Annotated in this window: 17 protein-coding genes and 1 pseudogene; 9 read left to right on the top strand and 9 right to left on the bottom strand. The window is 43.6% G+C overall.

What is annotated here, in order from left to right; all coding sequences use genetic code 11:
• Nucleotides 1-266: 266 nt before the first annotated feature.
• On the top strand, nucleotides 267-2,255 hold the full coding sequence (gene tkt / locus H7844_01830; protein ID MEO5356020.1) for a transketolase: 1,989 nt from the start codon (nucleotides 267-269) through the stop codon (nucleotides 2,253-2,255).
• Here tkt and lgt read toward each other — a convergent pair.
• A pseudogene (lgt, locus tag H7844_01825) lies at nucleotides 2,245-3,031 on the bottom strand (prolipoprotein diacylglyceryl transferase). The gene tkt and the pseudogene lgt sit on opposite strands and share 11 nt — an antisense overlap.
• Nucleotides 3,032-3,072: 41 nt before the next feature.
• Between lgt and H7844_01820 the strand changes: the two are divergent.
• The 3 genes from H7844_01820 (at nucleotide 3,073) to H7844_01810 (ending at nucleotide 8,619) form a co-directional block, all read left to right on the top strand.
• The gene (locus tag H7844_01820) at nucleotides 3,073-4,971 is read left to right on the top strand and encodes a tetratricopeptide repeat protein (protein MEO5356019.1); all 1,899 of its coding nucleotides are present in this window, start codon (nucleotides 3,073-3,075) and stop codon (nucleotides 4,969-4,971) included.
• 73 nt (nucleotides 4,972-5,044) lie between these two features.
• Nucleotides 5,045-7,363, top strand: coding sequence for a tetratricopeptide repeat protein (locus tag H7844_01815; GenBank protein ID MEO5356018.1), 2,319 nt, complete (start codon nucleotides 5,045-5,047; stop codon nucleotides 7,361-7,363).
• A 35-nt stretch (nucleotides 7,364-7,398) separates the two neighbouring features.
• Nucleotides 7,399-8,619 carry a hypothetical protein gene (locus H7844_01810; GenBank protein MEO5356017.1) on the top strand — a complete coding sequence of 407 codons (1,221 nt, stop codon included), beginning with the start codon at nucleotides 7,399-7,401 and terminating at the stop codon, nucleotides 8,617-8,619.
• 3 nt (nucleotides 8,620-8,622) lie between these two features.
• Here H7844_01810 and H7844_01805 read toward each other — a convergent pair whose 3' ends face one another.
• Entirely contained in the window at nucleotides 8,623-10,437 is a 1,815-nt protein-coding gene (locus H7844_01805; protein ID MEO5356016.1) for a KUP/HAK/KT family potassium transporter, read from the bottom strand.
• Nucleotides 10,438-10,634: 197 nt separating this feature from the next.
• Here H7844_01805 and H7844_01800 point away from each other — a divergent pair, with 197 nt between their 5' ends.
• From H7844_01800 to H7844_01780, 5 genes are all read left to right on the top strand, one after another.
• Nucleotides 10,635-11,354, top strand: coding sequence for a pyridoxine 5'-phosphate synthase (locus tag H7844_01800; GenBank protein MEO5356015.1), 720 nt, complete (start codon nucleotides 10,635-10,637; stop codon nucleotides 11,352-11,354).
• Nucleotides 11,351-11,734 (top strand): holo-ACP synthase, encoded by a 384-nt coding sequence (gene acpS, locus H7844_01795; GenBank protein MEO5356014.1) that lies wholly within the window; start codon nucleotides 11,351-11,353, stop codon nucleotides 11,732-11,734. Before H7844_01800 ends, acpS begins: the two co-directional genes overlap by 4 nt.
• A complete protein-coding gene (locus tag H7844_01790; protein ID MEO5356013.1) occupies nucleotides 11,731-13,308 on the top strand; it encodes an NAD(P)H-hydrate dehydratase in 1,578 nt (525 codons plus the stop codon). The genes acpS and H7844_01790 overlap by 4 nt, the downstream gene beginning before the upstream one ends.
• Before the next feature lie 152 nt (nucleotides 13,309-13,460).
• Nucleotides 13,461-13,685 (top strand): hypothetical protein, encoded by a 225-nt coding sequence (locus tag H7844_01785; GenBank protein MEO5356012.1) that lies wholly within the window; start codon nucleotides 13,461-13,463, stop codon nucleotides 13,683-13,685.
• A 54-nt stretch (nucleotides 13,686-13,739) separates the two neighbouring features.
• Complete coding sequence (locus H7844_01780; GenBank protein MEO5356011.1) at nucleotides 13,740-13,916, top strand: hypothetical protein; 177 nt, start codon at nucleotides 13,740-13,742, stop codon at nucleotides 13,914-13,916.
• 86 nt (nucleotides 13,917-14,002) lie between these two features.
• Here the strand turns inward: H7844_01780 and H7844_01775 are convergent, their stop codons facing one another.
• The 7 genes from H7844_01775 to sat form a co-directional block, all read right to left on the bottom strand.
• Complete coding sequence (locus tag H7844_01775; GenBank protein ID MEO5356010.1) at nucleotides 14,003-14,788, bottom strand: YkgJ family cysteine cluster protein; 786 nt, start codon at nucleotides 14,786-14,788, stop codon at nucleotides 14,003-14,005.
• A gap of 232 nt (nucleotides 14,789-15,020) precedes the next feature.
• Nucleotides 15,021-16,193, bottom strand: a complete 1,173-nt coding sequence (qmoC, locus tag H7844_01770) for a quinone-interacting membrane-bound oxidoreductase complex subunit QmoC (GenBank protein ID MEO5356009.1) — start codon at nucleotides 16,191-16,193, stop codon at nucleotides 15,021-15,023.
• 22 nt (nucleotides 16,194-16,215) lie between these two features.
• The gene (locus H7844_01765; protein ID MEO5356008.1) at nucleotides 16,216-18,447 is read right to left on the bottom strand and encodes a hydrogenase iron-sulfur subunit; all 2,232 of its coding nucleotides are present in this window, start codon (nucleotides 18,445-18,447) and stop codon (nucleotides 16,216-16,218) included.
• 7 nt (nucleotides 18,448-18,454) lie between these two features.
• On the bottom strand, nucleotides 18,455-19,714 hold the full coding sequence (locus H7844_01760; protein ID MEO5356007.1) for a CoB--CoM heterodisulfide reductase iron-sulfur subunit A family protein: 1,260 nt from the start codon (nucleotides 19,712-19,714) through the stop codon (nucleotides 18,455-18,457).
• Between the two features lie 95 nt (nucleotides 19,715-19,809).
• Nucleotides 19,810-21,783 (bottom strand): adenylyl-sulfate reductase subunit alpha, encoded by a 1,974-nt coding sequence (aprA, locus tag H7844_01755; GenBank protein MEO5356006.1) that lies wholly within the window; start codon nucleotides 21,781-21,783, stop codon nucleotides 19,810-19,812.
• Nucleotides 21,784-21,830: 47 nt separating this feature from the next.
• On the bottom strand, nucleotides 21,831-22,253 hold the full coding sequence (gene aprB, locus H7844_01750) for an adenylyl-sulfate reductase subunit beta (GenBank protein ID MEO5356005.1): 423 nt from the start codon (nucleotides 22,251-22,253) through the stop codon (nucleotides 21,831-21,833).
• 131 nt (nucleotides 22,254-22,384) lie between these two features.
• Nucleotides 22,385-23,596: a sulfate adenylyltransferase gene (sat, locus tag H7844_01745; GenBank protein ID MEO5356004.1), complete on the bottom strand. Its 1,212-nt coding sequence runs from the start codon at nucleotides 23,594-23,596 to the stop codon at nucleotides 22,385-22,387.
• Nucleotide 23,597: the final 1 nt, after the last annotated feature.

Raw genomic sequence — 23,597 nt, 5'->3', positions numbered from 1 at the left:
CATTGGTTAAAATAGTAGCCAAGACCAAAAAGGAGGGCAACAGAAATGATGACAACAGGAGTAAGAGAGTTGGCACATAACGATATTAACCGGGGGAGAAGAGTTATTCAATGGACGGATACGAGGGAAATACGAGGATTTATCAAGGCAGTTGAGCAGACTACCGGAGTATAATGTGTATGCCCTGACACAAGTTTTAAAAAGATTGACAAATCCAGAGCATTAGGAATAAACTTACTCTTATAAAATTTTTTGGAGGCTTGTAAATGAACAAAGTAGATGAGCTATGTGTCAACACCATAAGGATGCTGGCCATTGATGCAGTGCAGAGGGCTAACTCAGGACATCCCGGTATGCCTATGGGGGACGCCGACATGGCTTATGTGTTGTGGACGGAGTTTTTAAAGCATAACCCCAAAGACACAGCATGGCCAAACAGAGACAGATTCATTCTATCCGCCGGTCATGGGTCAATGCTGCTATACAGTCTGTTGTATTTGACAGGATATAATATATCCATTGATGATATAAAGAATTTCAGGAAAATGGATAGCTGTACTCCGGGACATCCCGAGTACTGCCTCAACACAGGGGTGGAGGTCTCAACCGGCCCCCTTGGATATGGTTTTGCCGTGGGGGTTGGAATGGCTATTGCGGAAAAATACCTTGCCGATATGTTCAACCGTCCCGGTTTTGATTTAATAGATTACAACATCTATGGCATAGTTAGTGACGGCGACATAATGGAAGGAGTTTCCTACGAGGCTTCCTCGATAGCCGGGCATCTGAAACTCGGGAAACTCATATATCTATACTCATCAAATAATACGACCATAGACGGCTCAACCGATTTAACATTCACAGAAGATGTGGGGAAACGATTTGAATCCCAGAACTGGCATGTTCAATACGCAGACGGCTATAACCATGTGGAACTGGCTGATGTGATAGGGAAAGCTAAGGCTGTGAAAGACCGTCCTTCAATAGTAATAGTTAATACGCACCTTGGATACGGCAGCCCCAATAAACAAGACAGCGCTGACATTCACGGTGCTCCGCTTGGGGCCGATGAGGTTAAAGCAACAAAGGCTCATTTTAACTGGCCGGAGGAGGAGTTTTATGTGCCTGCAGAGGCCACTGAGCACTGCCGTGTGGCTATAGACAATGGTGCAAAACTTCAAAAGAGCTGGGAAGACCTGCTGGCAAAGTACAGAAAGCAATATCCAAAAGAGGCTGAAAATTGGGACTCCCTTGTAAGTGGTAAAATAAACATTGATCTTGGGGGACTTCTGCCTGTTTATGAACCCGGCAAGTCCATAGCAACCCGTACAGCCTCAGGCGCAGTAATTAACGCCTTAGCTGACACTGTTACAAATCTGATTGGTGGCTCGGCTGATCTTTCACCGTCAAATCAGACATTTATGAAAAACAAACCAATTTTTGCTCCCGGCCGGTCAGGCCGTAATATTCACTTCGGCATAAGAGAGTTTTCCATGGGCTCTGTCGCCGCAGGTATTGCCCTTAGCAGATTGTTGATACCCTATGTGGGCACATATCTGGTGTTTTCAAGCTACATGTTGCCGGCAATAAGGATGTCCTCTATGATGGGAGCAAAGGTCATTTTCATTCTGACCCATGACTCCATAGGCGTTGGCGAGGATGGCCCAAGTCATCACCCCGTGGAGCAGCTAACCACAATGAGAGCGATCCCGGAACTTACGGTAATCCGCCCTGCCGACGCTAACGAAACCGTACGCTCATGGCAGTACATCCTTCAGCACGGAAGCGGCACTACAGCCCTTGTGCTTACACGACAAAACGTGCCGGTTATTGACAGAACAAAGTACGCCAAAGCACGGGGTATTTATAAGGGCGGTTATGTGCTGGCGGATTCAGGAAAAACACCTGAGTTGATTCTTATCGCTTCAGGGTCGGAAGTTCACTGCACACTTGAGGCATACGAGGTGCTGGCAAAGGAAGGCGCCGGCGTCAGAATTGTAAATATGGCTTCTTTTGAACTCTTTGAAAAACAACTTGATGATTATAAAAACTCCGTGCTGCCACCGGCGGTGGAAAAGAGAATTGCCGTTGAGGCAGGGTGCTCACTCAGTTGGTACAAATATGTCGGCCTTAAGGGTAAAGTGATTGGGATTGATAGATTCGGTGTGTCGGCGCCCTCAAATGTATTGTTTGAACATTTCGGTTTTACCGCCGATAATATCCTCAAAACCGCAAGAGAACTTCTTAAGACCTAGCAGATTTACTTATTGAAATAAATAATCCTGCAGCACCGGCAATCACCATAGCGGCGGAGAGCACCTGCCCCATGGTGAGAAGGCTTAATATCAGCCCTACCTGAGGGTCCGGTTCTCTGAAAAACTCAACTATAAATCTGAAGATTCCATAAAGAAGTACAAACAGTGAGACGGTTGCCCCCCTTGCCGTCAGTCTGTTTTTTAGCAGCCAAAGAACGGCAAATGAAACCACCCCCTCAAGAAACAGCTCATACAGTTGAGACGGATGGCGTGGATTGGCCCCCCCCCCCGGGAAACACCATAGCCCAGGGAACATCAGTTGTGCGGCCAAAGAGCTCACCGTTTATAAAGTTACCAAGCCGCCCCAGCGCAAGCCCCGGCGGCACTGTTAGTGATACTGTATCCGCTATGGCAATAAAATCCACCTTCATGGTCTTACAAAAGATGTATCCCCCGATTAAACAACCGATTAGACCGCCGTGAAACGACATCCCACCCTGCCACAGTGCAAACACACTAAGCGGGTTATGTATATAGTACGAAAGATTGTAAAACAAAACATACCCAACCCTAGCCCCTAAAACCAATGAAAGAATCAGGTACAGATATAGGTTTTCTATGTCCTCTTTTTTTATGTTTATCTTTTTTCGCTTTATCTCTCTTTGTACTATTAAGTAGGATAAAATAAAGCCGATAAGATACATAAGGCCATACCATCTTACCTGAAGCGGCCCGATTTTAAACAAATAGGGTTTTATTTGTGGATATGTCAGCATATCGTTTATAATAGTACCATATCAGTGAAACACATGAGAAGATGCCGGATAAAACAAAACATTTTGAAATAATCACCAATGCGGCAAAAGCACATGGCCCGGTTGTCTTAACATTGTTAGTTACGGGATTTATCGTCTATTCCAATATCTTTAATGTCCCTTTTTTCTTTGATGATGTAAACATAAACAAATACACTGTTTTCAAGGGCTGGAACGACCAGCGCTCTGTTGTTGTTGCATCATTCGTCTTAAATCATAAGCTTGGCGGAAACAGCGTTTGGGGATACCACCTTGTTAACATTATAATACACATTGTTAATGCCGTTTTAGTATATGTGTTGTTATTACTTGTACAGAGAACTCCCTCTTTTAAAGGAGGCTCCAAACGTGCGGCTCCTTTTTTTGCATCCCTGCTCTTTGTGGCTCATCCAATAGCGATACAGGCTGTTACTCTGACAATTCAACGCTTTACCCTGCTTTCAACCACACTGTATTTAATGGCCATAATCCTCTACAGTGCGTGGAGGATTACAGAGAAGCCGGCCACTTCGTTTTATTATATCCTTTCACTTTGTATTTATTTAATATCAATCAGAACAAAGGAAACTGTTATAACCTTACCGGCGGTGCTTTTGATTTGCGAATTTTGTTTCTTTAAAGGACACATAACAAAGCGTATCCTGCATATCCTGCCATATGTTGCCATTGCATCAATAATATTCTTTGATTATACCAATTTCGGACTTTTCCGTAAAGACAGTATCGTTACCGGCCCCCTTGTTGCACAACAAGACTCTGATTTTGTACAATTAAATGCAAACCTGCCGCCGTCTCAAAATTTTGAAAACAGAGCTCAGTACCTTTTCACTCAGATGCGGGTGATTATCACATATATGAGAATGCTGGTTTTACCATATGGCCTCACTCTTATCCACCATTTCACCGTTTCCAGATCTTTTTTTGAGTTTAAGGTGCTGCTGTCTTTTATCACTATTGCCGCCTTTGCCTGCTTTGCCTTGTACCTGTTTTATAAATCCCGCAGCGGCAAGAGAATATTTAAAATGGAAACCGGCTCTGTATGCTTAATCTCTTTTGGAATTGCATGGTTTTTTCTTACCCTTTTACCGCAGGCAAGCATAATTCCAATACAAAACTGGATTATTCTGGAGCACAGAGTCTATCTGCCTTCAATAGGTTTTTTCGCTGTAATTACCGCCGCCGCAACAGAAGTTTTTAAAAGATGTCATAAATATCTATATCTCAGCCTTTACCTGCCGTGTTTTTTGATAGTTATAACTCTGGGCACTATTACTTACATAAATAATTCCAAGTGGCGCAATGAAACCTCCGTCTGGGAAGACAATGTAAGAAAAGAGCCGCTCCATCACTATGTTCACATCCTTTTAGGCAATGTATATCTGTCAAATAAACGTTTTGAAGATGCAGCCAAACAGTACCGTATTGCTCTTAACCTAAACCCTGAGGACCCGATTAACCACAACAATATCGGCAATATTTACCTTAGAAACGGAGACGTTGCCGGTGCCTTTAAAGAGTTTTCAGAGGCTCTGAGGCTTAAGCCTGATTATGCCGAGGCACGCAACAACCTTGGAAATGCCTATATTGCTAAAAAAGACATGGACGCGGCAAGGGTGGAGTATGAAAATGCACTAAAAATAAAACCTGATTATGTTGAGGCATTAACTAATCTGGGCAGTGTTCATCTCAAACAGGGAAAACCTGATGAGGCGCTTAAGTACTACGAAAAGGCCTTAAAAATAAATCCTGACTCAGTGGAAACACACAGTAATCTCGGAGCCTGTTACATCTACAAAGGTGTCATGGATAAGGCTTATGAGCACTACAAAAAAGCTCTTGAGCTTGACCCTGAACATTCTAAAGCCAGGGATTATGTTGAGCTTCTGAAAAATTTAAAATAACAGTACTATTAACAATTACACGTATTTTAAGTTACTATTACATTGAGCCGTTTTTTATGAGGAGATTTGCAATTTGATATCGCACTTTTTGGGAAGAAGGCCGTTACAGGTATTAATAATCACAACTGTTTGCTTTCTGGCTTATTCAAACACTCTCAACTGTCCTTTTACGTTTGATGACGCATCTCTTGAGCAATACAAATTCTTTAATATAGATAAAAACCATTTTCTTGCCGGCCTTGTAGATTTTTCAAAAACACAGCGAAGCCTGACGGTGGCGACATTCATTATAAATTACAAATTGCACGGTTTTAAACCCTTTGGCTATCATGTTGTAAATCTTTTTATACAAATATTAAATGCTCTATTGCTCTATTGGTTTGTTTTACTGACTCTTAATTGTACAAAACTCAGACACTCTTTTAATGAAAGGACTGCTTCACTTGCAGCTTTTTTTACAGCTTCTTTATTTGCAGTGCATCCTTTAGGAGTAATGTCGGTTACATTTACTATTCAGAGATTCACATCGCTTGCAGCAATGTTTTACCTGCTTACTATTGTTTTGTATGCTAAATATCGTATTCTTTCAACAGAAGGCTGCGGCAGTAGTGTACTATCGAAACACCATGTTTTAAAGCGTATAGTTTATTACACCCTTTCGTTGGTAGCTGCCTTAATTTCGACACGGACAAAGGAAATAGTCGTAACACTTCCTGTAGTTTTACTTCTTTATGATTACATGTTTTATCAGGATACTTTAAAGAAAATTCTTATCCGGTGTTTACCCTTTTTCATAATTATTCCGATTATTTTTAGTAGTTCGTTTTCTGCAGGGTTATTTAACACTGTCGGAGTACTTAATGCGCTGAGAGTTTCAATTTATAAGTCGGCCTCTGAAAAAAGCGGTACTACGGCAAACACTCACAAGGACAGAGCAATAACATTACGACAGAATCAGGAGGCTCTGGAGAGTATTAAAGAGGGCCCGGCAGAGCTTATGAAGGTGCGCACATGGAAAGAACATGCTTTAACACAATTAAGAGTTACATGTTCTTACTTGCGAATGCTTGTTTTGCCGTATAAGCTTGCACCCATTTACTTTTATCCTGCTTCCCGTTCTTTCGGTGACCCTTCAGCTTTAGCTTCTTTAGCATTTCTCGGTTTAATTGTATTTGTCTCAGTTTTTTTATTTATCAGATACCGCAGCAACGACAAACACATAGTTCTTATTATTGTTCCTTTTGGCATGTTCTGGTTTTTTTTTAATATTTTGCCTCAGTCTGTAGTCAGGGCTGCAGACAACTGGGTAATCTTTGACTACAGAACGTATTTACCCTCAACAGGGTTTTTGTTTGTTCTTGTTACAATGATCTTTTATTTTACAGGACAACGGCACCGTAAAATTGCCACTGCCTTGCTGATATTTACTCTGATAACGTTTGCAGCATTAACTTATAAGAGAAACAGTTACTGGAAAACAGAGGAGATGTTATGGCAGGAAAATATAAGGAATTATCCCCTTAACCCCATACCTCACATAAACCTGGCAAATACTTATCTGAGCATGGAACAGTACGAAAAAGCCATGAAGGAGTTCAGAAAGGCCCTGGAGATGGACCCATGGAGGGTGGAGGTTTATAACAACACCGGCACCATCTACATACGGCTCAAGGATAATGAAAAGGCTGAAGAGGAGTTTAGAAAAGCTCTCAGGATAAGGCCTGATTTTCCTGAGGCGCACCACAACCTGGGCAACTTGTATCTGGAGCAGGGGCTTGACGATAAAGCTATGCTGGAGTATTCCCTTGAGGCTTCTTTTGACCTGCGTCCCGCCGATGCTTTTATGGGTATGGGTGGTATTTATCTAAAGAAAGGTAAGATTAGCGAGGCGTTACAATGTTATAAAAAAGCAATAGCTATTCGCAGTGATTTCCCTGAGGCTCATTTTTATGCCGGAGTTGCTTATGACAGACTTGGAAATGTCGCTGAAGCGTTAAGAGAGTTTCAGATAGCGGCAAAATTACGTCCCGGCTATAGTAGTGCATATATGAACATCGGAAATGTTTTTCTGAGGCAGGGATTATTGGGGGATGCCCTTAGACAATTTCAAAAGGTACTCCATTATGATTCCACCAATGCCGCTGCACACGCAAGCATAGCCAACGTCTATGCAGACGCAGGGCAACTGGACGGTGCTATAAATGAGTATAAAACTGCCATAGCACTTAAACCTGATGTTGCAGAGTTTCACAATAATCTCGGCACTGTTTATCAGGTAAAGGGATTAATTGACCTTGCGGAATATGAATATAAAACGGCTCTGACAATAGATCCCAATTATATCAACGCTAAGGATAACCTCAGATTACTTACTGAGAAATCACAAAAATGAAGAACCGGCCGCCTCATAACGGGTGCAAATAAGAGATGCAAATAAACAATAGCATCTTACGGGCATCTATAGTATTTTTTATGTTTTTTACTGTAGCTGCCACAAATAGGTTTGTTAGTCTTACAGAGGCTATTGGTAACGGCTTTTCAGATGTCGCCTCCTACAGGGCTATTGCAGATGCTTTTCCACACTTTCCAGAATCCGTCACTATGTTTCACCATGCACAGAGGCTGTTTTTTCCCTACATAATCGGCATGATTAGCTATGTGTCGGGGATTTCCATCTATCTGTCTTTTTTGTCTGTTACAATTGTCTCTCTCATAGCTACCTTGTATGTAACAGACAGAATTCTCAGCTTTTATAATGTTTCCACCCCTTTATATTGTCTTTGTATGGCGCTTTTAATTTTTAACCCTTATGTTTTCAGATCATACTTAACCTCCCCTGGAATGATTACCGACCTCCTTTTTCTTTTTGGAACATCTGTAATTATTTTAGGGTTGATAAGAAACAACCGTTTTATCCTTGCCGTTGGCTGCATCACGGCTGTGTTGGCACGACAGACAACTGTTGTTTTTATACCTGCTTTTTTTCTCTGGCTGTTTATCTCTGAAACATTCAGAAGTAAACACTTTAACAGCAAACTAATTTTTATCTCTGTACTGTCTTTTATCATTATATTTCTCTATAAACTCACAGGTTTTTTTGCTTCTTTTTTTGGAGGAGAAAATATTAACTATTTGCAGCTCTTTAGTTTAATCGTTTATCTGAGGACGTCACTGCCTGATTTGCATGGAGCGGGAATTATTTATTTTTTTATGAATCTTATATCACGGGATATTATATCGCTAATCATTCCGATTGCAGTTTTAGTACCTGAAATGCTATTGCACCGCAAAGACTCTGAATTGCTCAAACAGCTTTGCCTTATGGTTTCATTAGCCCTGCTGATAATGCTTCAGCCGGTTATGAACGGTAACCCTGAAAGCGCCACCCGCCTTGTCAGCTTTGCAGCAATTCCCCTTGTATCCGCTATTGCTCTTATCTCCGATAAAGCACATTCATTGAAATTTATGACATACAAACATGCCGGCTTCATGTGCCTGCTGTGTTATATCGCCTCATTTCATCACTATTACAGCATAATCCGCGCGGTTTTGCCCTCTTTTGTTAATTATCAGTTTGCGGCTCTATACTTTTCAACGGCGGCGGTTATTTTTATAGTGTTACGCTCAACACGGCAACACATAAATTAAGAATTACATCTCAATTCTTGTCACCACTCCGTGGAGCTTGTGAGAGGGAAGTTTTATAAACTGAACAAACCTTGGGGAAAGCTTTTTAATAATTGAAAATATCTGCCAAAGCGGATTTTCAGTTATTATGTCCTCAATGCCGTAAAAGATAGTCTTTTCATCTATACTGTTTTCCCTGAGAATCTCCTCAACGTCAACAACCTCCATATATCCCAGCTGTATTTCAAAAACACTGAGTCCGTCGGCCAGGTATGCGGTGAAAAAACCTGTTGCACCAAACGGGTCAACCCGTACCACTACATTGATAATTATATTATCCTCGTAAATTATCTCATTAACAAACATAGTTTGCAAAATATACGGATTTACTCTGTCTGCATATCGGGTGAAGAAAAGAGCCGTGCCTTTTATCTTACTTTTGTTGTTATATGAGTGGTTATATTTTTCCAGAAATTCATCCCGTTCCATTGGCTCCGTGCACTGATGGAGCTTTCTCTGCCCTATTGTATAAAGAAAGATCAAGCACAGTGGCAGCATTGATATAACAATAGACCAATAACCACCGTGCGGAATTTTATATGTGTTTGAAAATAGAAAGGCCAGGTCAACGAGTGTTACAAAGGCGGCGATTGCAGTTTTAAGGTAGTTTTTCATCAGGTAAAAAATCCATGTTATCATAATACCGGTTATCGCCATCGTACCGGTAACAGCAAGGCCATAGGCGGCGGCTAAATTGCTCGAGCGCTGAAATTCTATCATTATAAACAAAACGGCAACAAGTAAGAACCAATTCACTGTCCCTATGTATATCTGGGAGCGCAGCTCCTCAGATGTGTAGTGAACCTTAAAGGCCGGTATAATGTTTGTCATAATCCCCTGATAAACAATAGAAAAAATCCCGCTTATCATAGCTTGTGATGCTATCACTGTTGCAGCTATACTTAGTATTAAAAAAGGAATATACAGTGCCGGAGTTTGAAACATAATCATTTCAAAGAGTATATTTTTTGTGTTCGGATGGCTTAACAAATATGAGCCCTGTCCGAGATAATTAATGATGAGCGCCACTGAGACAAAATACCACGCCCTTAAAATAGGTTTTCTGCCCAGGTGTCCCATGTCGGCATATAGTGCCTCACCACCGGTAGCGCACAGTATAACCTCCGATAGAATGAAAAAACCGGTGAGCCCGTTTTCCCTGAAAAAATTAACAGCATAGTATGGATTTACAGAAAAGGCTACTGCGGGGTGATCGGTTAAAGAGACAAACCCCGAGATTGATAAACAAACAAACCACATCAGCATTAGCGGGCCGAAAAAAGTCGCCACCTTTTCCGTGCCATGTTTTTGTACTGCAAAAAGAACAATTGCAATACAGGATGCTATGGCGATAAGGGCGTTTGTTTTTAAAAACTCAAGACCCGGCACAAGCGTAAGACCCTCAACGGCACTCAGTATGCTGATAGCCGGTGTAATAACACCGTCACCAATCAGAAGGGAAATGCCCAGGAAGGACAGGATACCTATAAAAGAGGCTGCCCGGGATGATTTAAGCAGTGGCAAAATAATTTCCCTGAGCACAATAGTGCCCCCCTCACCCCTCTTTCCAAGGCTCATAGCCAGCCATGAATACTCAATACTAACCAGGATTATGATAGTCCAGAAAACAAGAGACAGAACTCCCATTATATTTGACTCAGTCGGCTTAAGAAGCAGAAAGACCACAGTCAGGGTATATATAGGGCTTGTACCAATATCTCCAAAGACAAGACCCAGTGATTTTATAATTCCCCTAATGGGAGGTTCTTTTTTTAACACTTATTCTGTTCCTTCTCAGAACGATAGTTTAACAAATTAATCAGCATTTTCGCTATTTATCTGTTTTAGAATGACAAAAATTTCCAGCATCTCTCCATACCATAAATCCGAAAACCTAACTTCAGGATAATAACAATTTCTTCAGACTATTTAAAAAAAAACAACAGATGATATATAATAGCTGCAGGAAGGAAAATATGTTTCTAAGTGTAAACGTTGACCATATAGCAACACTGCGGCAGGCACGCTTAGGTTGCGAACCAGACCCTGTGGAGGGAGCATTGCTTGCGCTTTCGGGGGGTGCTGACGGAATAACAGTGCATCTAAGGGAAGACCGCAGACACATACAGGACAGGGATTTGACCCTACTACGGCAGATAATAACCGCCCCCCTGAATCTGGAGATGGCGGCAACTGATGAAATGATTTCCATTGCTTTAGCAGTAAAGCCGGATATGGTTACTCTCGTACCGGAGAGGCGCCATGAGCTGACAACAGAGGGCGGCCTTGACGTTATTGGACAGAAGCAGCGTCTGACTGAAGCTGTAAAGAAAATCCAGTCCAGAGGCATCCCGGTAAGCCTGTTTATAAATCCTTCTGCAGCCGATGTTGAGGCAACTTATGAGATATCGGCTGAGATGGTGGAAATCCACACCGGGCTTTATGCTAATGCAGCGGACTCTAAAGCAAAAGCTATAGAGCTGGATAAGATCAAGCTCTCTGTGTACAGAGCCTACACCGTCGGTTTAGGCTGTAATGCTGGACACGGCTTGAATTACAGAAACGTTTCGCCCATAGCGGCTACAGAGCATATCAGAGGGCTTTACATTGGGCATGGGATAATGTCAAGGGCTGTTATGGTAGGTATGGAGAGAGCTGTGCGCGAAATGGTTGACGTACTCAGGCAGGCAGGATGATTTTTGGCATTGGCATTGATATAATCATAAATAAGCGTATAAGAGCGGCATTCGAAAGATGGGGAGAGCGTTTTATATCCCGTATTTATACAGAGGCAGAACGCAGCTATTGTATTGGAGAGCGTTTTTCAGAGACCTCGTTGGCAGCAAGATTTGCAGCTAAAGAGGCATTCATAAAAGCTGCAGGTTCTTTTTTTCCATATAACTCAATAGAGGTGTGTAATGAGCCCGGAGGTAGGCCGTTTCTTTTACTTTACGGCACTGCCGGTGATTTTCTAAAACAAAGCGGAGTTAACCGTGTTCACCTGAGTTTAAGTCATGAATCAACTCACAGTGTGGCAATAGTAGTGCTTGAGAGTCAGGAGGTCAAAATACAGTGAAAGTTGTGACAGCGGCGGAGATGACGGAGATTGATCGTAAAACTATTGAAGATGTAGGAATACCTGCTGTGGTGTTAATGGAAAGAGCAGGACTGGCAGTGTCAAAGCGTATAATGGAGCGCTTTCCTCCTCAGACAATAACAATACTCTGTGGCGGCGGCAACAACGGTGGTGACGGCCTGGTTACCGCAAGGGAACTTTACAATAATGGATTCTGTGTCCATGTTTTTATAGTATCTGAGTCTGCCTCATTGAGTGAGCAGTGCCGTTTTCAACTGGAAATTCTTAAAAAATTCGATATAGAGATATTTACTAAACCCGTTGTTCGCGAAAGTGATATAGTCGGTGACGTTGTGGTAGATGCCCTGATTGGTACCGGCTTAAAAAGCCAGGTAAAAGACACTATGGCAAAGACTATTGATTATATAAACGCTAAAGGCAGTTATATTTTTTCTGTTGACATACCCTCCGGTGTGTCATCCGACACCGGTGAGATATTGGGAAGAGCAATAAAAGCAAATGGAACTATAACATTCGGCCTTCCTAAGCGCGGCCATTTACTGCATCCCGGTAGTGACTATACAGGAGAGCTTTTTGTGGAAGATATAGGATTTCCCAGGGCACTTCTCAGCGATGAAAACATTATATGTGAAACAGTGGAAAGACAACTAGTATCAATGTTTTTGCCAAACCGCCCATCCTATTCTTATAAAGGCAACTATGGCCATGTGCTTTTTGTAGGGGGAGCGCGGGGCAAAACCGGCGCCATAAAGATGGCGGCAAAAGCTGCTATGAGAGCAGGTTCGGGGCTTACCACTATTGGAGTTCCCTCTTCCCTTTTGGATAGTTATCAGTGCGGAGCACTTGAGGAAATGGTACTTCCTGTGTCCGACAAGGGTAAAGGAAGATTTTCCAAAAAGGCTTTTAATGAAATACTGGACTTTGCCGAGCGCCGCTGTGATGTTATTGCTATCGGCCCCGGCATGGGTGTTGACCCCGATACTGTTGAGCTGGTCAGAGAGCTGATTTCTAATTCACCCATACCTATAGTGCTTGATGCTGACGGCATTAACTCACTCTCCGCCCTGAAATATCATGAGAGGATAAACATACTTAACACATCACCATCTCCTGTTATCCTTACGCCTCATACGGCGGAAATGGCAAGATTGATACTTGAGGGCAAAACATCTAATCTCTCACCTAAGTGCATGGAGGTTGAGAGAGACAGAGTCGGTGAAGCTTCAAAGTTCTCCTCTTCTTCAACATCATACCTTATACTTAAGGGTGTACCCACAATCACCGCAGACCCTGAGGGCAACACTTTTATTAATCCCACCGGTAGTCCTTCGATGGCAACAGCAGGCTCCGGAGATGTATTAACAGGCATCATCTCATCTTTCTCCGGACAGGGTTTACCTCCGCTATATTCCGCCCTGCTGGGAGTTTACATTCATGGAATGACAGGTGAAATTGCAGCCGGTAAAGTCGGCGTTTATTCAACTATTGCATCCGACCTTATTGAATCCATCCCCTCAGCAATAAATTATTTAACGGGGACTGATAAGCAGTAAGCAGTATCCTCAAATGAGGACACATGTGCTGATTTAAGAATATTTATTTATGTTTTCTACTCATATTCTTGTCTAAAGTTAACATTTAAGCCTCTGGCACGATACTTGCAAAACGAATGATGTCTATTACATGAAAATAGAAAGCTGAGAAGATGGTAACAATAAATAAGAAAAGTGAATTAAAGGAGGTGACAGATATGAAGAAATTACTCGCAATCTTGGCAACATTAGTTCTTACGCTCTCATTTGCAGTATTTGCAGTAGCAGAGGAGCCGGCAGCAGATGCAGGAGCAGCTCCAGCTAAGAAACACAAAAAGCATAAGGCCAAAAAAGCTAAAAAAGCAAAGGCGGCAGCAGCAACAGAGGAAGCAAAATAAATTAGTAAACTTTTTATTTAATAAAAAGTAAATAAGCAAACAGGAGAGAAAAAAATGAAGAAACTTTTATCAATTTTAGTAGCAGCAGTATTTGCACTTTCACTTTCAGTTGTAGCATTTGCCGAGGATAAAGCCCCTGCAGCATCCCCTGCAGCAGACGCTAAGAAAGACGCTAAGAAAGACGCCAAGAAAGAAGAGAAGAAAGAAGAGAAGAAAGAAGAGAAGAAGTAGTTCTCCTTCAATAATGAAAAAAGGCAGTGGCCATGTGCTCACTGCCTTTTTTTTGTTTATATTGAATTGCCTCTAATACCGATGCCCTATACTTGGGGCTCTTTTAAAAACATTGTAGGCTCGTTAAACAAAGCAAATTTAAGCCACTTATGTGCAAACTTCAGCAGCTGCAGCTCATCCGTTTTTATCAACTCCAACTCATCCTCTTCTACATCAAAACGCTTCAAAAACGTACTCTTTAATAAAAATTCTCTGAAAGCATCCACATCAAAACTGCCCAGCATAAACATAGATGTTGATTTATCATCAAGTTTGATGGAGCTTCCGTAGAGCTTTTTATTTAAAATCAAGTCAACCCAGTCTTTGTTGGCATCCTCATATGTGTTAATCTCCTGATCAATACGCCATGATTCAATATCCCACAGCGCCGTCTCTTTATGGCCCTTGCAAAAATCCTCCTGAATCTTAAAATAAAAATCATCACCCTCAAAGGGCCTGTTTGATTTCATAACTGCATAACCTATCGGATAATACCTGCACGCAAGGGGCCTGTCTTTATATATTGCGCAACCGTCTTCTCTGTTAAAATAACAATTCTTGCTTTCATCCATCCTCAGCTTTAAAAACGGAACATTGCTCTTTTCAAGCATTACAGTAAGTGAGTAAGTCGCCAGAAATTCGGTTGATGTTATTCCAATAGTGTTTTTTATCCTGAGCACATCATAGGGGGTCAGGAAAATTTCCAATCCTCCCCTGCAGCATTGATTAAAGCACTCAATGCCCTTATGGCACTTAAAGCTAAACGTGTCCTTGTAAGTCAGCTCTATCTTCTCTCCAGGAAAACTCCTTAACTTGTTAAATACCTCATCCATATTTTTTTACCAAATCCTTTTAATAATAAACACCCCGGCAGCCTGTGCAAGGCGGAATGCCGGGGTGTTTTTAGTTTTTTATAGTAGTTTTCAAATCTATTGATAACTTTAAAGACTGAGATTGCCACGAAGCTACCGCTTCTGGGCAATGACGGATAAAGCAGCTCAAGCCGTCATTGCGTACCCCCGTAGGGGGTTGGCAATCTCACATCTCATAACTGATAACCTTTGTCTATGCTTCCTTGCCGGCCATCTTGGCATAGACTATAGCTGTTGTCCTGTAAACCATGTGAGCCAGTTTAGTATAAGGTAAAAAAGCTATCGTGTAAAACACAAGCACTAAATGTACAAAGTACATCGGATATGCTATCTTTGGCACATTTGCCCACCTGAGAAACTCAGAGAGTATGCCGGTGACAAAAAGTAACATAACAACAATGTTAAAACTGCCGTCAAAACACGAAGTCTTGGTGACAAATCCTTTATCTTTAGCCTTATTGGAAAAAATCATTACGGCGCCTATAAACAGCAACAAAGCGCTGAGGTTGCCAAATCCCTTAAAGGCCATATACAGGAGAAATACCAAATCCTTTGAACCGTTGAAAAGAGCTAATATGGCGGGGTCATCCAGTCTGTATGGTGAGTGCCACCCCAGCACGTAAATGTGAAAAACCGCCCAATTGGTAGTTATAAACAGTCCTACAAAACCAAAGAAAACCAGTCTGTGGGCCATTGTTCTGTCTTTGTTGACACTGCACTTGTCAAACTTTTTGTGAAGCAGAAATTCCTTCAGTGTCTCCAGTATGCTCTTAAGCAGATTGCCGTGAGCCAGCAGCTTGTATGGATTTGAGTTTAAATTTTTCCAAAACCTGCTTATACTTATCACAAAGGAAAGAAACACAAAGGATGCTGAAGTCAAAAATATCGGGTCAACGTAGTGGATTGGGAAAAACTTGTCATACACCACGTCTCCATCCGGTATCATTAGGTGCCCGGTAGTTTTCAAAATAATAAGAAATAACACTATCGGTATAAGAAACGTAATCACCAACAGCTTAGGCTCTCCTACAATCTTTCCTAAAAAGCGGGGAAATGAGTTTTCCGTGATAGCCTGTTTTCTCAAAACAGCAAGAACATCACCTGGTCTTGCTCCCCTTGGGCAGTACTTTGTGCATTCGTTACAGTTATGGCATAACCATACATTGGGGTCCTTTGCCAATTCATCTTTAAGGCCCCACTGCGCCATTGACATTTCCCTGCGCGGAAACGGATCATCACTCGGCGTTAAACTGCACACAGCCGAGCACGTAGCACACTGGTAACATCTCTTTAACGTATCTGCACCTGAACTCTTTAAACTTTTAACAAAATCCAGATCAGGCGTCAATACCGAACCATCACCCATATTTACCTCCACCATTTTATTGTTAGAAACCTTTATATGGATTGGGGCCGAAACCTTTCAACTGCTCCGAAAAGTCATTCATTAACTTAGGTAACAAGTCCCATTCATCTATCGAAAGCTGAACCTGCTGCACTCTCTCAGCCTCAAGCATCAACCTGCCCAGTGTCTCCTGCACTTTACTGAGCCTCTCACTTGCAACCTGAGAGCCCTTTATGAAGTGGCACTGGTAATTGTCCCCGTACTTACACCCTATCAGCATTACTCCGTCAATGCCTTTTGAAAGGGCGTCGGCTATCCACACAAGGTTAGTTCCACCAAGACATCTCAAAGGCACAAACCTGAAATTGGGATTCAGTGCAACCCTGTTGAGCCCTGCCATATCAAGTGCCGGATAAGCGTCGTTTTCGCAAATAAATGCCAATATAAAGGGTTCATCTCCCTCAGTTGGTACCTCAACCGCTTTTATCATCGAGGACACTATATCAACACTGTAGTTCTTAAACGAAATAATTCTCTGCGGACAGGCACCCATACAAGTACCGCAACGGCGGCAACGATACGGATGCTCTTTTGGAGTACCCTTTTCATCCTCATCCAACACGCCAAAGGGACACTCAACCGTACACCTGCGGCACTGCGTACAGTTCTCAAGCCGGAACTCGGGAAATGTCATATCCCCCGCCCTCGGGTGTACCGCCTTGCCCTGTGCCGTCAGCTCTATACACTGAATAGCCTTGAGGGCTGCTCCTGTGGCATCTGTGCTTGACTGCTGTGCATCCATCGGGTGTCTTACCGCACCTGCCGCATATATTCCGGTTCGTCGTGTCTCATACGGGAAACATATAAAATGCGAGTCAGGGAAGCCATACTTCAGATGAGGCAGTTCAGGTCCCTGCCTGTATTTTAAGTTTAAAACAATAGGTACAGGGTTAAGTTCTGTTATAGAACCATCCTGGGTCTGCTTGGTAACTAAATCTCCAATGTACTCCGGTGTAACGCTGTTTACCGCCCTGCCCTCCGGCAGCATATTTGAAACCATACCCACGGCAAGCACCACAAGGTCAACCTTTATCTTCATATCACGTTTAAGCAACTGATTATACACATCAACCATTATGCCGCCGTCTGCAGCTTCCTCAAGGCCCCGCACCTCACCCTTGGCAAGGAATATTCCCTCATCATCCTGGGCGGCCTTGTAAAAACCCTCGTATTGGCCCATCGTGCGCATATCCTTATAGATAATATAAGCACTTGAGTCAGGATTAGACTCTCTTACATACTTTGCCTGCTTCAGGGATACATTACAGCACACTGAGGAACAGTAGGGCACATTGTTTTCATCCCTTTGGCCGGCACACTGAACAAACAGCACGCTGTTTGCCGTTTTACCGTCTGAGGGCCTTGTTATCTTGCCTTTTGAGGCTATTGCCTCCATCTCAACGTTTGTTACCACGTTTTTAAAGCGGCCGTAACCATAGGACACCAGTTTTGTCGCATCATAAGGCTTCCAGCCGGTGGCAAGTATTACCGCTCCAACCGTAAATTTATCTTCTTTACCGCCCTTATCAACGATAACATCAAACATACCGGGCTCGCCCTCTATCGAGGTCACCTTTGAACCAAGATGTATCTTTATCTTAGAATCACTCTCAGCCGCTTTTATTTTAGCTCCGATGGTTGGCTCCGCCAACTTATTAAACGGCTCTTTTACCGGATAACCCTTAAACGACTTTTTAGCAAAACCACCAAGCTCTGAGCTTTCCTCCACTATGACAGCCTCATAGCCTGCCTTTGCCGTCTCTATGGCGGCAGTCAAACCAGTTACGCCGCCGCCAATTACCAACACAGATTTGCTGACATCGGTGGTTTTAGGAACCGGTGGTTCCGCTCTCTGCGCCTTTGCCATTCCCATGCAAAGATTATCCGCTGCAAGCAGCTGGGTACCGGGGGCACCCGCAGGCTGCGTCCACACTACATGCTCTCTGAGGTTAACCCGCTCGGTAAAATAAAGAAGCGGATCGAAATCGAAAACATCGGTATTAACCCTGGGTGAACAGGCAGCTATTACTATTTTATTTATACCCTCATTGTTTATATCATCTTTGATAATCTGCACTCCGGCATCACTACATAAGAAAGGATGGGCTCTGCATTGAGCAGCCGACCTGGCCGATTTCTGAAGTTCCTCAATGTTAATAGCCTCACCGATACCGCAATCGGTGCATATATATACGCCCAGTTTACTGTCAGCCATGTCTGTGTTACCTCCTCACCGTGGACTGTATGCCCCTGAGGGCCGATGCCGTGGAGTCCTGAACGGAATTACTAACGTCGTTAGGCCTCTTTGCCACACCTGATGAATATATGCCTGCACTCTGAGTATCGGCATCTATAAATCCATTGTCATCCAGCTTCAAACCGTGTTTACCGGCAGTCTTTATGGCCGGCTCCATTCCGGTTGCCAGGACCACCATGTCAACCTTATTCGTTATCTTTGTACCACCCTCTATATCCTCAACAGTAAGTACAGGGTCACCGCTTTCCGGGTCCTCCTCAATTTTTGCCACCTTGCCCTTTATCATCTGCACGTTTTCATCCGCCTGTATCTTCTGCAAAAAGTCCTCATACTTTCCAGGCGTCCTTAAATCTATGTAATAAATAAACACTTTGGAATCCGGATACTGCTCTCTTATATATGTTGCTTGTTTAAGGGAGGCCATACAACAAATGGCCGAACAGTGGATAAGGTGGTTTTCATCCCTTGAGCCGGCACACTGAACAAAGGCTACCGTCTTTGGCTCCTTTTTGTCGGCAGGCCTGACTATTTTCCCCTTAGTAGGGCCGTTAGGGGAAGCTAAACGCTCCATCATCATATTGGTCAACATGTTTTTTACTTTGCCAAAACCAAGATTATCCATCTTTGTTGCATCATAAGGATTCCAACCTGTGGCATACACTACCGACTGTGTTTTTATCTCTATTGTCTCAGGCTTCATGTTAAAATCTATTGCATTATATTTACAAACAGAGACACACTTAGCACAAGAGGCTTTTGTACAAAGCGACTCATCTATCACATACCTCATAGGAAAAGCCATATCATGGGGAAGATAAACGGCCTTGGTCTTGTCCATTCCAAAATTAAACGAGTTACTGCGCTCTACCGGACACACCTCAACGCACTTATTACATGCAGTACACTTTGAATTAACCAAACGCGGATTAACCTTAACTTTTACAGTAAAATTCCCCTCGGAGCCGCTGACGCTCTCTACCTCCGACATAGTGTAATAACTTATTTTAGAGTTCTGCTTGATACGTCTGAAATTTATCTCCAATCCGCAGTACGGCGGGCAGAGCTTAGGAAAGTACTTATTTAACTGGGCAACACGACCGCCAAGATATGGACTTTTTTCTATGATTACCGAGGTTATACCCGCCTCAGCAGCCTCTATAGCTGTAGTCATACCGCTTATACCGCCGCCTATTACCACCATTTGTGCTGTTTTTTCCTCTGGCATGATAAAAACTCCTCCACTTTTTATTCAACGGGCAAAAATGCGGAAAGGGACCCCACACTTGATGGGGTCCCTGATACCACAAATGCGTTTATCTATCAGTCTGGGAATAACTGTACGTAATCTCTCTTTGACATCTCCCACTGGTTGGTCTGAAGGTTGTACTTAGAAATCGTGAAGCACTTCCAGTTCTGGTCATCCACGAGGTTGAAGTCTCCTCTGTAGTAGTAACCAGGGTAACGGGAATCTTCTCTGAAGAGAATGTGTCTTGCATGGGACTCACCAGTCCAGATTCTGTGGTAGTTCTCCCAGCATCTCATAAGCTCGTGAAGGTCTGAGGCCGCCATTCTTAAGGAGTCTTCCTTAAGCATTGCCAACTGTCTTAAACCCTCTGTAAGCATGGTCTTGCTGGTCATATACCATACTGATACTCCTGCTACATACTCGTCCATGATCTTCTGGAGTCTGACCTGAAGCATCTTAGGTCTGATGTAGTGGGGGTTGACGTTAGGATCTGTGCTGTAGTTTTTGTACTTCTCATATATCTCAAACGGCAGATAAAGTTCAGCTGCCAGTTCTTCTGTGGATTTTGCTACTGTAGGCTTGTAGCCGGCATTGTCAAGACAGAAAGCTACCATAGCCTTAGCTGCGGTTCTGCCCTCGGCATGTGAGCCTGAGGAGAATTTGTGTCCGGATGCGCCAACGCCGTCGCCTGCTGTAAAGAGACCCTTTACGGTGGTCATTCTGTCATAGCCCCAGCACCACTCTTTTGGAGCGCCGAGGTCACTTGGACCACTTACCCAAAGACCTGCGCAACCTGCGTGTGAGCCAAGGAGATAAGGCTCGGTAGGCATGATCTCTGATGGGGACTTATCCGGCTCTACGTTGTTGGATGCCCACATTCCGGCCTGTCCGATACACATATCAAGAAAGTCTTCCCATGCCTCCGCCTCAAGGTGCTTGATCTGTTTGGCGTCCATGGTCTTAGCAAGCTCCGCCATAGCCAGGTGGGTATTCATAAGGATAGGACCCTTACCGGCTTTCATGTCAATCATCATCATGTGATTTCTGATTGCTGTGCCGAGTTTGTGTGGGTCTGAGCAGTACTTGCCATAGAGTTTATTGGTTGCCTCAAAGTTGGTTACACAGTAGTCCTCACCAAGAGCGTTGGTTGCTTTTGCTTTAAAGAAAAGGAACCATGCGCCGACAGGGCCATAACCGTCTTTAAATCTTGCAGGTACGAATCTGTTTTCCATCAGAACCAGCTCTGCTCCAACCTGTGCCGCTAATGCGTAGGTGGTGCCTGCGTTCCATACCGGGTACCATGCTCTTCCCTGGCCCTCTGCAACTGAACGGGGTCTGAATACGTTAACAGCTCCGCCGGCCGCCAGAAGCATACACTTTGCTTTGAATATGTAAGCTTTATTCTCTCTGGTGCTAAAACCTACCGCTGCCGCCACCTGGTTAGGCTCTTTAGCATCAAGGATGAGTTTTACGATAAAAATTCTCTCGTAGTGGTTCTGGGCAACGCCTGTAGCCGCTCTGTTGATCTCAAGGGCCTTCTTTGCCGCCTCTGCTACTATTACCTTGTAGGACTCACCATTTATCATTATCTGCCACTTACCGCTTCTTACCGGCTTGCCGCCCTCGGTAAGTTTCTTTGCCGGCTGTGCTCCGTCCATAGTATGGCCGTCATCCGCCCTTTTCCATACAGGGAGGCCCCACTCTTCAAAAAGGTGTACTGAATCGTCAACGTGTCTGCCTACGTCATATACGAGGTCTTCCCTTATGATTCCCATAAGGTCACCCTTTACATACTTAACATAATCCTTAGGATCGTTTTCACCCATGTATGTGTTGATTGCTGAAAGACCCATTGCAACTGCGCCGCTTCTGTCAGTGGCAGCCTTGTCAACCATGGTTATTTTAATGCCTTTTGGATTTGCCCAGCGGGCTCCCTCAAAAGCTGCTCCGCAGCATGCCATACCACCGCCGATTAAAAGCATGTCGGTCTCAACCTCGATCATCTCAGGCTTCTGGCAAAAAGAAAAATTACATGTTTCTAATTCCATTAGTTTCCTCCTAATTTATACTATTTTAATTTTAGTATTTACTTCAGTTACGGTTTTTTCACTTCCGGCAGGTTAAAGAAACCGGGCTTCTTCAGATTGTCGAAATTAGGCTCAGGCTTGCCCTTGTACGGGTCTATTGAGCCCTCTGCGGTTGTACGAATAGGGAATTTGAAGCGCTTCAGTGCACCGCTTCTAAACTTTACAGTCCACATAATGGAATCAGAACCTCTCATAGGAATAACGTTTCCACCAAGGGGATTGAAATCCTGGTAGCCTCTTACCTCGATGGCCTGCTGCGGGCATATCTTTACACAGCTATAGCATTCCCAGCACTGCTCAGGCTCCTGGTTGAAAGCTTTCATTCTGTCGCGATCCAGCTTCATAAGGTCATTAGGACAGATGTACATACAAGCGGTTCTTTCCTGCCCTTTGCAGCCGTCGCACTTCTCGGTCATAACAAAACTCGGCATATGTTACCTCCTTTTTAATTGTTGGCTTAAAAAGCCAGCGTTAATTGTTCTCTTTCAGGCTTTTGCCTTGTCATACAAAGCAGCCCTGTTTTGTAATACAAAAGGGGGTATAAAAATACCCCCTGTTTTACTTAGCCGGTTGAATGTTTGTGCATCTTTATTTCAACTTTATCAGTCAGTCCGGCGTAGTACTTCCTCAGAACATCAAGAACCTCAGGGCGGCTGAAATGATCGGGAACCTCGAGATTTTCAGAGAGCATCTTTCTTAAGGCTGTACCACTTAACATCAGTCTGTCCTCCTTACCGTGCGGACATGTTCTCATGGAGGCCATACCGTCGCACTTGGTGCAGTAGAATGTCCAGTCAATGTTCATCGGCTTGGTTTCAAGAGCATCTGATGGAATCTCTTTAAAAATAGTCTGGGCATCAAACGGACCGTAGTAGTCGCCCACACCTGCGTGGTCTCTGCCCACGATAAGGTCACTGCAGCCGTAGTTCTGTCTAAACAGTGCATGTAAGAGGGCCTCTCTGGGGCCTGCATATCTCATATCCAGCGGGTATCCGGCCTGTACACAGGTGTTTTTCACAAGATAGTGCTCCATGAGCAGGTTGATACAGTCCTTTCTTACGTTTGCAGGAATATCGCCGGGTTTGAGTTTACCTAAAAGCTGGTGAATTAAAAGGCCGTCACAAATTTCGATAGCAATTTTTGCAAGAAACTCATGGGAACGGTGCATCGGGTTTCTGGTCTGAAACGCTGCCACACGGCTCCAGCCCTTATCTTCAAATATCTTTCTGGTCTCGGCAGGGGTCAGATATATGCCTGCATATTCGGTTGGGAATGTGCCCTGGCTTAAAACTTTTACGGGGCCTGCAAGATTTATATCGCCTTGCTGCATAACCATGGCTACACCGGGATGAGCCTGGTCGTCGGTTCTGTAAACTTTCTTGCACTCGTGTATCTTGTCTATTGAATACTTTTCCTTTATAACCATGGTGCCCATGATCTCGCCGGTTTCATCATCAACGAGGGCGACTTCTTGGTTATTTTTTAAACTATCAGCCTGCTCCTTTGATGTTGAAATGGTGACGGGGATCGGCCAGAATACTCCATCTGTCATCAAGTAGTTATCGCAGACTCCTTTCCAGTCATCATGCCCCATGAATCCGTCAAGGGGTGTGAAGCCCCCTATACCCATCATTATAAGATCGCCGACTTCTCTTGAGGCCATCTTAACCTGAGTCAGAGTCTTAGCTTTCTTCATTTCCTCGGCATGAGCTGCTCCCTCTAAAAGAAGCGGCTTCAATACCTTGTCCTTGCCATGCGGCCTTACCAGTGCCATA

The organism is Nitrospirae bacterium YQR-1, from assembly GCA_039908095.1.
Lineage (GTDB): Bacteria > Nitrospirota > Thermodesulfovibrionia > Thermodesulfovibrionales > Magnetobacteriaceae > Magnetomonas.
Note: the sequence above shows the minus strand (reverse complement) of the source record. Positions and strands in the feature narration are given on the sequence as shown.

Coding starts and splice junctions, on each gene's coding strand:
- tkt (MEO5356020.1), top strand. CDS start 267: ATGAACAAAGTAGATGAGCTATGTGTCAACACCATAAGGATGCTGGCC.
- H7844_01820 (MEO5356019.1), top strand. CDS start 3,073: ATGCCGGATAAAACAAAACATTTTGAAATAATCACCAATGCGGCAAAA.
- H7844_01810 (MEO5356017.1), top strand. CDS start 7,399: ATGCAAATAAACAATAGCATCTTACGGGCATCTATAGTATTTTTTATG.
- H7844_01800 (MEO5356015.1), top strand. CDS start 10,635: ATGTTTCTAAGTGTAAACGTTGACCATATAGCAACACTGCGGCAGGCA.
- acpS (MEO5356014.1), top strand. CDS start 11,351: ATGATTTTTGGCATTGGCATTGATATAATCATAAATAAGCGTATAAGA.
- H7844_01785 (MEO5356012.1), top strand. CDS start 13,461: ATGGTAACAATAAATAAGAAAAGTGAATTAAAGGAGGTGACAGATATG.
- H7844_01780 (MEO5356011.1), top strand. CDS start 13,740: ATGAAGAAACTTTTATCAATTTTAGTAGCAGCAGTATTTGCACTTTCA.
- H7844_01775 (MEO5356010.1), bottom strand. CDS start 14,788: ATGGATGAGGTATTTAACAAGTTAAGGAGTTTTCCTGGAGAGAAGATA.
- qmoC (MEO5356009.1), bottom strand. CDS start 16,193: ATGGGTGATGGTTCGGTATTGACGCCTGATCTGGATTTTGTTAAAAGT.
- H7844_01765 (MEO5356008.1), bottom strand. CDS start 18,447: ATGGCTGACAGTAAACTGGGCGTATATATATGCACCGATTGCGGTATC.
- H7844_01760 (MEO5356007.1), bottom strand. CDS start 19,714: ATGCCAGAGGAAAAAACAGCACAAATGGTGGTAATAGGCGGCGGTATA.
- aprA (MEO5356006.1), bottom strand. CDS start 21,783: ATGGAATTAGAAACATGTAATTTTTCTTTTTGCCAGAAGCCTGAGATG.
- aprB (MEO5356005.1), bottom strand. CDS start 22,253: ATGCCGAGTTTTGTTATGACCGAGAAGTGCGACGGCTGCAAAGGGCAG.
- sat (MEO5356004.1), bottom strand. CDS start 23,596: ATGGCACTGGTAAGGCCGCATGGCAAGGACAAGGTATTGAAGCCGCTT.